This window comes from Salmonella sp. SAL04196, assembly GCF_046550835.1.
GTDB lineage: Bacteria > Pseudomonadota > Gammaproteobacteria > Enterobacterales > Enterobacteriaceae > Salmonella > Salmonella enterica.
This window is the reverse complement of record NZ_JBGDXE010000013.1, coordinates 20853-32916: the sequence shown is the minus strand read 5'-3', so window position 1 is coordinate 32916 and position 12064 is coordinate 20853. Positions and strand designations below refer to the sequence as shown.

Sequence of the window (12064 nt, the reverse complement as noted above, 5' to 3'; positions counted from 1 at the left end):
TTTTCTCTTCAACCGACCGGCTGTTTGTGTGAAGTGATTCACATCCGCCGTGTCGATGGAGGCGCATTATAGGGAGTTCTCTGCTGACCGCAATAGAAAAATTGCAGAAAAATGACTGTTTGCTGCATTCCCCAGCAAAACCCCTGGTTATACCCATTTACGCACAGACTTATCCACAAAATGCGCGTTCATTTCCTGGATCTTCTCACTCTGCAAACGATCTTTCAGGGATAAAAGCCGGGCCAGAATTTAAAAAGAAAAATTCGCGAGCGTTGCGCAAACGTTTTCGTTACAATGTCGCCGCAAAATGAGAATGCCCCATAAGGGGCGTTAGCTGAGTTTTTACGCAAAAATTCAGCTAACGCTCTCTGTAATCGTCAAATCCAGGGGATTTACCATGCAACAACGTCGTCCAGTCCGCCGCGCTCTGCTCAGTGTTTCTGACAAGGCCGGTATCATCGAATTCGCCCAGGCTCTTTCCGCACGCGGTGTGGAACTGCTGTCTACGGGGGGCACCGCCCGCCTGTTAGCAGAAAAAGGCCTGCCGGTGACCGAAGTTTCCGATTACACCGGTTTCCCGGAAATGATGGATGGACGCGTAAAGACCCTGCATCCAAAAGTACACGGCGGCATCCTCGGCCGTCGCGGCCAGGACGATGCCATTATGGAACAGCACCACATCGCCCCTATCGATATGGTTGTCGTTAACCTGTATCCGTTCGCCGAAACCGTTGCACGCGTTGGTTGCTCGCTGGAAGATGCAGTAGAGAACATCGATATCGGCGGCCCGACCATGGTGCGCTCCGCCGCGAAGAACCATAAAGACGTGGCCATCGTGGTGAAGAGCAGCGACTACGACGCCATTATTAAAGAGATGGACGCTAACGAAGGTTCTTTGACCCTCGACACCCGTTTCGATCTCGCGATTAAAGCCTTCGAACACACCGCCGCCTACGACAGCATGATCGCTAACTACTTCGGCAGCATGGTTCCGGCCTACCACGGTGAAAGCAAAGAAGCCGCCGGTCGCTTCCCGCGTACGCTGAACCTGAACTTCATTAAGAAGCAGGATATGCGCTACGGCGAGAACAGCCACCAGCAAGCTGCCTTCTATATAGAAGAGAATGTGAAAGAAGCGTCCGTTGCCACCGCACAACAGGTGCAGGGCAAAGCGCTCTCTTATAACAACATCGCTGATACCGACGCGGCGCTGGAGTGTGTGAAAGAGTTCAACGAGCCAGCCTGCGTAATCGTCAAGCACGCTAACCCGTGCGGCGTGGCGGTAAGTACCTCTATTCTCGACGCTTACGATCGCGCCTATAAAACCGACCCGACCTCCGCGTTCGGCGGCATTATCGCCTTTAACCGTGAGCTGGATGCGGAAACCGCACAGGCCATCATTTCTCGTCAGTTTGTCGAAGTGATCATCGCCCCATCCGCAAGCGAAGAAGCGCTGAAAATCACCGCTGCCAAGCAGAACGTCCGTGTTCTGACCTGCGGCCAATGGGCAAGCCGCGTTCCGGGCCTGGATTTCAAACGCGTTAACGGTGGCCTGCTGGTTCAGGACAGGGATCTGGGTATGGTGAGTGAAGCTGAACTGCGCGTGGTGTCCAAACGCCAGCCGACCGAGCAGGAGCTGCGTGACGCGCTGTTCTGCTGGAAGGTAGCCAAGTTCGTGAAATCCAACGCTATTGTGTATGCCAAAGAGAACATGACCATCGGTATAGGCGCAGGCCAGATGAGCCGCGTGTACTCCGCCAAAATCGCCGGGATTAAAGCCGCTGATGAAGGTCTGGAAGTGAAAGGCTCAGCCATGGCTTCCGACGCGTTCTTCCCGTTCCGCGATGGTATTGATGCCGCTGCCGCTGTCGGCGTGAGCTGCGTTATCCAGCCAGGCGGTTCTATCCGTGATGATGAAGTCATTGCCGCTGCCGATGAACACGGTATTGCGATGATCTTCACCGACATGCGCCACTTCCGCCATTAATTCAGGGAGCAGACGATGAAAGTTTTAGTCATTGGTAACGGCGGTCGCGAACACGCGCTGGCCTGGAAAGCCGCACAGTCGCCGCTGGTTGATACCGTTTTTGTCGCACCGGGTAACGCCGGTACCGCGCTGGAGCCCGCGTTGCAGAACGTGGCTATCGGCGTCACAGATATTCCGGCGCTGTTGAGCTTTGCCCAGAACGAGAAGATTGATCTGACCATCGTCGGCCCGGAAGCGCCGCTGGTGATCGGCGTGGTCGATGCGTTCCGCGCGGCGGGTCTGAAGATCTTTGGCCCAACCGAAGGGGCCGCCCAACTGGAAGGCTCCAAAGCGTTCACCAAAGATTTCCTCGCCCGTCACCAGATCCCGACGGCGGAATACCAGAATTTCACCGAAATTGAGCCTGCCCTGGCGTATCTGCGCGAGAAAGGCGCGCCGATCGTCATCAAGGCCGATGGTCTGGCTGCGGGTAAAGGCGTTATCGTGGCGATGACGCTCGAAGAAGCCGAAGCCGCCGTGCAGGACATGCTGGCAGGTAACGCCTTTGGCGATGCAGGCCACCGCATCGTGATTGAAGAGTTCCTCGACGGCGAAGAAGCGAGCTTTATCGTGATGGTCGACGGCGAACACGTGCTGCCGATGGCTACCAGTCAGGACCACAAACGCGTAGGCAACGGCGATACCGGCCCGAACACCGGCGGTATGGGGGCCTACTCACCGGCGCCGGTGGTAACTGATGAAGTGCATCAGCGCACCATGGAACGCATCATCTGGCCAACCGTGAAAGGCATGGCGGCGGAAGGTAACACGTACACCGGCTTCCTGTATGCGGGTCTGATGATCGACAAGCAGGGCAACCCGAAAGTTATCGAGTTCAACTGCCGCTTCGGCGATCCGGAAACCCAGCCGATCATGCTGCGCATGAAGTCGGATCTGGTGGATCTTTGCCTCGCCGCCTGTGACGGCAAGCTGGATGAGAAAACTTCCGAGTGGGACGAGCGCGCTTCATTAGGCGTGGTGATCGCTGCGGGCGGTTATCCGGGCAGCTACAACACCGGCGACGAGATCCACGGTCTGCCGCTGGAAGAAGTGGCTGACGGTAAGGTTTTCCACGCGGGCACCAAACTCGCCGATGACGACCGCGTGTTGACCAGCGGCGGACGCGTCCTGTGCGCCACCGCGCTGGGTCACACCGTGGCTGAGGCGCAGAAACGCGCTTACGCCCTGATGACCGACATCCGCTGGGACGGCAGCTTCAGCCGTAACGACATCGGCTGGCGCGCCATCGAGCGTGAGCAAAACTAACGGCTGAGTTTAGCCAGCAGCGTTTTGCGCGTAATGCCCAATTGGCGGGCGGCTTCCGTTTTGTTGCCGCCCGTTTTTTCCAGCGCCGCCAGAATGATCTCTTTTTCCACATCGACCAACGGTTGGATCTCACCACTGTATTCCGTTTTTATCGGCGTCGCGGCAATAGCGAGAGGCAATTCGCGTTCAGAAATGTATTCTCCCGTTAGCAACACCACCGCCCGCTCGATAGCGTTTTCCAGCTCACGGATATTGCCCGGCCAGTCGTAGTGGATCAGCAGATCCATCGCCTGCGGCGTAAACCCCTTCACCGCTTTGCGGTTACGTTCGGCAAAACGCCGCAGAAAATGGTCTGCCAGTAGCGGAATATCTTCCCGACGCTGGCGCAAAGAAGGCATTTCAATCGCCACCACATTCAGGCGGTAATAGAGATCCTGGCGAAAGCGACCGGCACTCACCTCTTCCGCCAGATCGCGGTGGGTAGCGGCAATTAACCGAACATCCACAGATATCGTCTGGTTACTTCCCACGCGTTGCACTTCGCGCTCCTGAATCGCCCGCAGCAAACGTACCTGCATTAACGGCGAGATATCGCCGATTTCATCAAGAAACAATGTCCCGCCGTCAGCTTCGACAAAGCGTCCCTCCCGACGTTTATCCGCGCCGGTAAACGCGCCTTTTTCGTGTCCGAACAGCTCAGACTCCAGCAGCGATTCATTAAGCGCGGCGCAGTTGAGCGTGACCAGCGGTCTATCGCTCCTGGCGCTACAGGCGTGTAGCGCCCGCGCCACCAGCTCTTTACCCGTGCCGGAGTCTCCGTGAATCAATACCGTGGCGTCTGATGGTGCGACCATCGCGATTTCATTCAGTAAATGTTGCATCGCCGGACTGCTGCCAATCATGCCAAACTGCGCAGCCGACGCCGATGGCAATTCAGCGCCCGTTTCCCGCGTATGCGCCAACGCCTTTTCCAGCGTCTCCTGCAGACGGTCAAAATCCAGCGGTTTAATTAAATAGTCGAGCGCGCCGGCTTTCAACGCCTCTACCGCCGTTTCCACGCTGGAGAATGCCGTCATAATCAAAATCGGAATGGCGGGGTTGAGCGCTTTAATCTCCTTCAGCGTGGCGATACCGTCCATCTCCGCCATACGCACATCGCACAGTACCAGATCAAAGACTTTCTCACGCACCTGAGCCAACGCATCATGCCCACTGTAGGCCAGAGCGACGTTATAGCCCCAACCCCGAAGCAGAGCCTGTAAAATCGTGCAGTGGCTTACATCATCATCCACAACCAGAATATCGATTTTTCCGCGTATCACCCTTGTTAATCCTGTTGTCTCGCTATCACTGGCAACCAGATAGTAAAGACCGCGCCTTTACCCTCAATACTTTTCACCTTAATCGCGCCGCCATGCTGTTCGATGATATTTTGCACCACCGCCAGCCCCAGGCCTGTCCCGTCAGCTTTGGTCGTAAAATAAGGTGTAAAAATCGCCTCCAACTGATCCGGGGCGATCCCTTTCCCGCTATCGGTAACAGTGATGATAACGCGGTCGGTCCCACTGTCTTTTGCCTCTACGGTAATCGTTCCCTGGCGGCCAATCGCATGAATAGCGTTCAGGTACAAATTCAACAGCACCTGAGTCAGCCTGTCCGGGTCAGCCTGAATACGCTTAAGCGTCTCATTCGCCGTGAATCTCAACTGAATCTCTCTGCTTTGGGCATCCTGGCTGACCAGATTCAGGGAGTGAGTAATAATATCATTGAGGTTAACCGTCTGGAGCGTCAGATGCGCGGGCTTTACCAGTTCGAGCAATTCGCTTACCACCCGGTTCAAACGGTCGGCCTCTTTGGCCATCACCTGCGCCAGTTCATGCGACTCGCCGCCGGCTGGCGTGCGCTCGGCAAAGTATTTCGCCAGCCCTTTGATGGACGAGAGCGGGTTACGAATTTCGTGCGCGACGCCCGCCGCCAGATGCCCCATCGCCACCAGCTTTTCTTTACGCTTCATTGCATCAAGCAGTTCTCTGTGCGAGCGCTGATAACGCTGATGCCAAAAAAACGCCAGTAACGTTGCCAACAGCACCGCCGCTAACGCAGACAAAACAATCAGCGTATTACGCCACTCCCTTGCCTGTGTCGCGGCCAGCTCGCTGGCGTCAAAGGCAATAAAAATAGTTTGTTTCGCTGGTTCGTCATCATTGGCGCTACGCGCCATGCCGTGCCCCCTCATACCGTGACCTCTCATACCGAAAAGCGGCTGGAACTGACGGTAAATTTCCAGCGCAGGCACCGTCTCGCCGTTAGCAGCAACGTCGACACGCCGCCAACGCTCCTGCGGCCCGGGGTTTAGTTGATGCATTTCAGATGGGGAATAGAGCGATTTGCCCACCATGCCAGGGTTGCTATGAGTGATGATTACCCCCTGCGCATCCGTTACGGCGAACCACAACACGCCTGGCTGACCCGCCATCTCTTCCAGCAATGTCTGCTGCTGCGCGTGATGCATCCGCATTCCCATACCTACTCGCGTGCCGGACTCCAGAGCGCGAATGAGTACATTTCCCTTTTCCAGCAGCGTCTGCCTGGCGGCAGCGCTCTCACGGCCATAGTCGCGAATGACCATAATGGAAAATAGCCCCACCAGAATGAAGATCGCCGCAGGTAACAGCCGACTCAACCACGTTGCAGCGGCATCTTTATGTAATCGTATAAAACTCACAGGCTTCCCCGGCTCGTTTTTATTTTCCTTACTTAAGCAGAGATCATGCCATTCTGCGCTCCGCATAACCGCGCGTTGTCGCACACCCTTTCGGATACGGGTGGGTAAAAATGACTCGCCAGGCGGGTCATGCGAGTCATTTTTACTCGCTTTTTGCCGCCTGAAGCGGGTTAACTCGCTGCCCGACAAGGAATAGTTACCTGGCACGGAAGATGCAAGAGAGAGGATAAGATGAGCAACAGGAGAACGCAAAATGAAACGGAACAATAAATCAGCTATCGCGCTAATCGCCCTCTCTCTTTTGGCCCTGAGCTCCGGCGCCGCCTTCGCCGGACATCACTGGGGCAACAATGACGGTATGTGGCAACAGGGAGGTAGCCCGTTGACCACGGAACAGCAGGCGACGGCGCAGAAGATTTATGATGATTACTATACGCAGACCAGCGCGCTGCGCCAGCAACTGATATCCAAACGTTATGAATATAACGCGCTACTGACCGCCAGTTCGCCGGATACTGCGAAAATTAATGCGGTTGCCAAAGAGATGGAGTCATTAGGCCAGAAGTTAGATGAGCAACGCGTGAAACGGGATGTCGCGATGGCGCAGGCTGGCATACCACGCGGCGCAGGAATGGGCTATGGCGGTTGCGGCGGCTATGGCGGCGGTTATCATCGCGGCGGCGGTCATATGGGTATGGGAAACTGGTAAAGCATGTTTGCCGAATGGCGGCTTCGCCATTCGGTATTCCATCAAAAGGTTTTCGCTTGCGGCTGCCAGTGACAGAAATCTGAATTCGCCACCAGCAAAAGTTGCGATCCTTCCGGCGCCTCCAGCCATGCTACGCTCACCTCTACCGATGAGCGGTTCTGGCGGCGCTCAATGTGGCTTATTGCCCAGGAATCCAGATCCGGTTTCAGCGTTTCACCTTCACAGGTGGTTACCGTATGGTCGGCGTGCCAGCGTCCCTGGCGTAGTATGACCCGCCCCAGGCGCAAGGCGTCGCTGGTCTGACGGATTTGTTCGGCGCGATAGCGATACAAGGCAATCTGATCGTTGGAAAGCTGCTGCTTCTGCCCCCCAACTTCACGCTGCATAAAACTGAGTTCGCCATGAGCGTCGAAACGCGCGCGAATATGTTCTGGCGGTTTGCTGTAAATATTGAGTTCAATAAGCGAAAGCGTATCACCCTGCCAACGATATTCGCTGGTCGTCGTGCTGCCGCTATGCCACGGGCTAAAAACAGAAAGCAGATGGACTTCATCGTTCGTATCTTTACGCCAGATACGCACCGCGCCGTGATCGCCGGCAAAGCCGCTGGCAGTAAACGGAGGCGGTGAAGCGTTATGACTGCAGGCAGTCAGCAACAGCGCGCCAGAAAACAGAAACGCGCGACGCCAGACAGACAAAAGGGGCTGACGAGCCCCTTCGATAAAACTGTTCACAGCTACGCGTCTTACTTAACTGCGTCTTTCAGCGCTTTACCAGAAACAAACGCCGGTACGTTAGCGGCGGCGATTTTGATTTCTTTACCGGTCTGTGGGTTACGGCCAGTGCGCTCAGCACGGTGGTTCACTTTGAAGGTACCGAAACCAACCAGTTGTACAGCATCGCCTTCTTTCAGAGACTCAGTAATAGCAGCCAGAGTGGATTCCAGAGCAGCTTTAGCCTGGGTTTTGGACAGTTCTGCTTTGTCTGCAATTACATCAATCAGTTGAGTCTTGTTCATAAGTTATCCTTACAATGTGTTTATCGCTTGCTAAGCATCGAGTGCGACGGAAATGCCAGAAAAGCACTCTCCTGCATACACGCACCGATAGCCACTTTTTTTCGCCTCCCAAATGTAGACCAGACGGGGGGCATAAGGGAAGCCTTATGGCACGACAAATCAGACGTTAAATCACGTTTTCTGGTGTCATTGCTGAAAATTTATACCGATATTGCTCTCACCAGCCTCGCGCAGGTCTGCCCTGAGCCCTTTTATCAGTTCAATATCGCGTTCTTCGCAGTCGGCTAAAAGTCGGAATATTTCCCACTGAATATCCCATTCCTGTTCAACGGCAGGGTTCGTTTTGAGCTCCTCATCGGTCATTTCCCGACCAGCCTGAGTCATTTCCAACATCGCCACCGTAGTAATAGAAGTCTTACTAACCTCAATAGCGTGTTCCAGCGTTTCGCCGCTAAGACGAGAATGCATTAATTCGCTTAATGCGACACAGGCATCAATCGCCGGATAAACGCCGTACAGATCATAGTCGTCGGCTGCCGGAATTGCCTCTTCAAACTTCTCCAGTTGGCTATCGAAATTGACCTTTGCATCTTTCACCGTCAGGGTTTCCCAGATCAGATCCAGAATGCGACGGTAGATCTGTCCGTCGCCGAATCCCGTCTGCTTGCAAAACATGGCGTAGTTCGGGTACATGCGCTCGCACAAGCAGGCCATAAAGGTAACGTGCTGCCAGCTTTCCAGCCGCTCCAGACGCAAATGAATCGGGTTTTGTAACATGATGGAATCTCGAATCGGAAATTAGCGGCAGTTTACCTGAATCAGCGCTGAATTTCTTGCCAACGAATAAACGCCGGACGCCCGGAAGCGACGGCATCCGCCCAGCGCGTCGGCTCCGGCAGGCGATACCCTTTCATACAACGCTGTACCCACGCCAGCGCGCTGTCAGTACTGACCCGGTGCCCCGTCGCGATAAACAGCGGATTACAGCGCGCCTTGCTGCGCCATACCCACGCCAGTTGCTCGCCTTTATCCATTAAGGGGCTAAGTGCGCCAGGTTCGGTGGAAAGTGGTTCAAATTTACCGCATAGCCGTTTTTTCGCTACACCGATGGTTGGCACGTCCACCAACAGTCCAAAATGACTGGCGACGCCAAGCCGACGCGGATGCGAAATACCGTGACCGTCCACAAACAGCAAATCGGGCTTTTGCGAGAGCTGTTCCCACGCCGCCAGCAGCGCAGGATATTCACGAAAAGAGAGAAAGCCGGGGATATACGGCATAGTGGTGGCAATACGCGCCACCTTGTACTCTACCAGTTCAAGCGACGGATATTTCAGCAATACCATCGCCGCCCGCGTCACCTCGCCCCCCTGCTCAAAACCGACGTCCGCCCCGCCGATAAACGCTGGCGGATCTTTGTCCAACCGATCTTCGCGGCAAACCGATGAAGCAAGTTCTATCTGTTGAGCGCGTAGCGACGCGAGATCCATACTAACTCCTTAGTTGTGATACTGCGCAGAAAGTCGGTGCACTGCCTCCACAAATGCGCCAGCATGTTCTGGCGGCACATCCTGATGGATGCCATGTCCAAGATTAAAGACGTGCCCTTCTCCCTGACCGAAACCAGCAAGTATAGTCGCTACCTCGTCTTCGATCCGTGCCGGCGGCGCATACAGCATCGAGGGGTCCATATTGCCCTGCAGCGCCACTTTATGGCCAACGCGACGGCGCGCATCGGCGATATCTGTCGTCCAGTCGAGACCCAGCGCGTCGCAGCCGGTTTCCGCCATCGCCTCCAGCCACTGACCGCCACCTTTAGTGAACAGCGTTACCGGCACACGGCGACCGTCGTTTTCACGCAGCAGGCCATCGACGATTTTATGCATGTAGTAGAGGGAGAACTGCTGGTAATCGCGGCCAGTCAGCACGCCGCCCCAGGTGTCGAAAATCATCACCGACTGCGCGCCCGCTTTGATTTGCGCGTTGAGGTACAGCGTGACGCTTTTCGCCAACTTATCCAGCAGCAGATGCAACGCCTGCGGGTCAGCGTACATCATCTTTTTAATCACCGTGAAGGCTTTGCTACTGCCGCCTTCCACCATGTAAGTCGCCAGCGTCCACGGGCTGCCGGAAAAGCCAATCAGCGGAACCTCGCCTTTTAGTTCGCGGCGAATCGTACGCACCGCATTCATCACATAACCCAGTTCATCTTCCGGATCGGGAATGAGCAGCTTATCGACATCGGCTTTGCAGGTGACAGGAGCCGTAAAGCGCGGGCCTTCCCCGGCTTCAAAATAGAGCCCCAGGCCCATCGCGTCCGGAATCGTCAGGATATCCGAGAAAAGGATCGCCGCATCAAGCGGATAACGGCGCAGCGGCTGTAAAGTGACCTCGCAGGCCAGTTCGGCATTTTTGCACAGCGACATAAAATCGCCCGCCTGAGCGCGAGTGGCTTTGTACTCCGGTAGATAACGGCCCGCCTGGCGCATCATCCACACTGGCGTAACATCAACGGGCTGGCGCAGCAGCGCACGTAGATAACGATCGTTTTTGAGTTCGGTCATTTTTACATTCCTTTAGCGTTGATGCGCCCAGTGTAACATGTCAATCATATTCAGCCCGACACATTGCCACCGTATCTTCGATCAAACGGCGCGCGACGGTGCCCGGCGGCGGCAGTAGCGGCAGATCGTCATAACGGTACCAATTTGCTTCCAACAGCTCTTTCGGGTCGATGACGATATCGCCGCTGTCGTACTCCGCCATGAAAGCGGTCATCAGCGACTGCGGGAAAGGCCACGGCTGGGAAGTCACATAGCGCAGATTTTTCACCTTAATGCCGCTCTCCTCCATTACCTCTCGCGCGACCGCCTGTTCTAAGGTTTCGCCGACTTCAACAAACCCGGCCAGTACCGTATGCACGCCGTTGCGGTGGCGAACATGCTGGGCAAGGAGGATCGAATCCTCACGGCGGATCGCGACGATAATGCAAGGGGCGATTTGCGGGTAGTAACGCTCGCGGCAATGGCTGCACAGCATCGCCCATTCGGTTTTACTCGGGTGCATAGGGTGCCCGCAATAGCCGCAAAATTTATGCGATCGGTAAAACTCCGCCAACTGTACGCCACGTCCCGCCAGTTGGAACAGCCCTGCATCCTGATCGATAACCTGGCGAACCGATCCCATATCATGGCGTCGATGCTGTAACACCAGCCAGACGGGCTCGCCTTGCCATTCACCTATCCGGAGTGCGCGCTGCCCCACAAGATCGAAATTTGCTGCCAGCCCGTGTGGTAATTCCCCATACGGCAACCATAATTTTTGTTCATGGCTGACGATCCACCAGCCACTCTCTAATTTTTCAATTATACGATCCATAGCTCTTGCACTACCTTTGCTTCACTGGCATGTTGTTAACATTATTTTTACATTCATGGCGAGCAGCCTTTATCTAACTTGCGGAGACAATCATGCTAAACCAGCTGGAAAACCTGACGGAGCGCGTTGGCGGAAGCAACAAACTGGTCGATCGCTGGCTGGATGTACGTAAGCACCTGCTCGTGGCTTACTACAACCTGGTTGGCATTAAGCCTGGCAAAGAATCGTACATGCGGCTGAATGAAAAAGCGCTGGATAATTTTTGTCAGAGCCTGGTCGATTACCTTTCCGCCGGGCACTTCAGTATTTATGAACGTATTCTCCATAAATTGGAAGGAAACGGTCAGCTTTTACATGCGGCAAAAATCTGGCCGCTGCTGGAAGATAATACACAGCGCATTATGGATTATTACGACACCAGCCTGGAAACTGCCATCGATCACGATAATTGTCTCGAATTTCAACAAGCTCTGTCAGATATCGGCGAAGCGCTGGAAGCCCGCTTTGTACTGGAAGACAAGCTGATTATGCTGGTGTTTGACGCGATGCACGACGGCGCCAGAGTCAAACGTCCCGCTTGAGTTCTGCGCGAGTAACGGGTAGTTTACTTCAGCCCCCTCTTCGGAGGGGCGGTTATCTTGTCGGAGTGCTAATTTTCCACAAAAGCGTTCGTGATGCGTCAAGGCGGCAAGTCGGTGAATCTCCAGGAGCTTACATAGGTAAGTGACTGGAGTGAGCGGACGAAGCCAAAGAAGAGGCAGCGCGAAGGATGAAGTGGAAAAGGCTGAGACCGTTAATTCGGGATCCGCGGAACCTGATCAGGTTAATACCTGCGAAGGGAACAAGAGTAATTCTGCTTTATGCTGCTGCCTTTACGGGCGGCGCACATCCATTACTCCATCCGTCGTCTGACAAGCCACGTCCTTAATTTTTTGGAATGAG

At 54.9% G+C, this 12064-nt stretch carries 12 protein-coding genes and 1 riboswitch; of the genes, 4 read left to right on the top strand and 8 right to left on the bottom strand.

Annotation, left to right across the window (positions count from 1 at the left end):
• Positions 1 to 397 precede the first annotated feature (397 nt).
• Positions 398 to 1987 carry a bifunctional phosphoribosylaminoimidazolecarboxamide formyltransferase/IMP cyclohydrolase gene (gene purH / locus ACLJPE_RS22780; protein WP_001187520.1) on the top strand — a complete coding sequence of 530 codons (1590 nt, stop codon included), beginning with the start codon at positions 398 to 400 and terminating at the stop codon, positions 1985 to 1987.
• A gap of 15 nt (positions 1988 to 2002) precedes the next feature.
• Entirely contained in the window at positions 2003 to 3292 is a 1290-nt protein-coding gene (gene purD / locus ACLJPE_RS22775) for a phosphoribosylamine--glycine ligase (RefSeq protein WP_000866780.1), read from the top strand.
• Here purD and zraR read toward each other — a convergent pair.
• Positions 3289 to 4614, bottom strand: a complete 1326-nt coding sequence (gene zraR, locus ACLJPE_RS22770) for a sigma-54-dependent response regulator transcription factor ZraR (RefSeq protein WP_000617940.1) — start codon at positions 4612 to 4614, stop codon at positions 3289 to 3291. The genes purD and zraR overlap by 4 nt on opposite strands.
• Before the next feature lie 5 nt (positions 4615 to 4619).
• Positions 4620 to 6017, bottom strand: coding sequence for a two-component system sensor histidine kinase ZraS (gene zraS, locus ACLJPE_RS22765; RefSeq protein WP_001550243.1), 1398 nt, complete (start codon positions 6015 to 6017; stop codon positions 4620 to 4622).
• Positions 6018 to 6270: 253 nt separating this feature from the next.
• Between zraS and zraP the strand changes: the two genes are divergently transcribed.
• The gene (gene zraP, locus ACLJPE_RS22760) at positions 6271 to 6726 is read left to right on the top strand and encodes a zinc resistance sensor/chaperone ZraP (RefSeq protein ID WP_000828129.1); all 456 of its coding nucleotides are present in this window, start codon (positions 6271 to 6273) and stop codon (positions 6724 to 6726) included.
• 41 nt (positions 6727 to 6767) lie between these two features.
• Here the strand turns inward: zraP and ACLJPE_RS22755 are convergent, their stop codons facing one another.
• From ACLJPE_RS22755 to nudC, 6 genes are all read right to left on the bottom strand, one after another.
• Entirely contained in the window at positions 6768 to 7460 is a 693-nt protein-coding gene (locus ACLJPE_RS22755; protein ID WP_001083932.1) for a DUF1481 domain-containing protein, read from the bottom strand.
• 11 nt (positions 7461 to 7471) lie between these two features.
• Positions 7472 to 7744, bottom strand: coding sequence for a nucleoid-associated protein HU-alpha (hupA, locus tag ACLJPE_RS22750; RefSeq protein WP_001044509.1), 273 nt, complete (start codon positions 7742 to 7744; stop codon positions 7472 to 7474).
• A gap of 186 nt (positions 7745 to 7930) precedes the next feature.
• A complete protein-coding gene (locus tag ACLJPE_RS22745) occupies positions 7931 to 8521 on the bottom strand; it encodes a YjaG family protein (protein ID WP_000940094.1) in 591 nt (196 codons plus the stop codon).
• Positions 8522 to 8562: 41 nt separating this feature from the next.
• Positions 8563 to 9234 (bottom strand): deoxyribonuclease V, encoded by a 672-nt coding sequence (nfi, locus tag ACLJPE_RS22740; RefSeq protein WP_000362362.1) that lies wholly within the window; start codon positions 9232 to 9234, stop codon positions 8563 to 8565.
• 9 nt (positions 9235 to 9243) lie between these two features.
• A complete protein-coding gene (hemE, locus tag ACLJPE_RS22735) occupies positions 9244 to 10308 on the bottom strand; it encodes a uroporphyrinogen decarboxylase (RefSeq protein ID WP_023233073.1) in 1065 nt (354 codons plus the stop codon).
• 40 nt (positions 10309 to 10348) lie between these two features.
• Positions 10349 to 11122: an NAD(+) diphosphatase gene (gene nudC, locus ACLJPE_RS22730; protein WP_000373956.1), complete on the bottom strand. Its 774-nt coding sequence runs from the start codon at positions 11120 to 11122 to the stop codon at positions 10349 to 10351.
• A gap of 92 nt (positions 11123 to 11214) precedes the next feature.
• Here nudC and rsd point away from each other — a divergent pair, with 92 nt between their 5' ends.
• Positions 11215 to 11703 (top strand): sigma D regulator, encoded by a 489-nt coding sequence (gene rsd / locus ACLJPE_RS22725; protein ID WP_000934317.1) that lies wholly within the window; start codon positions 11215 to 11217, stop codon positions 11701 to 11703.
• A 55-nt stretch (positions 11704 to 11758) separates the two neighbouring features.
• Positions 11759 to 11980, top strand: a riboswitch (TPP riboswitch).
• Positions 11981 to 12064 lie beyond the last annotated feature (84 nt).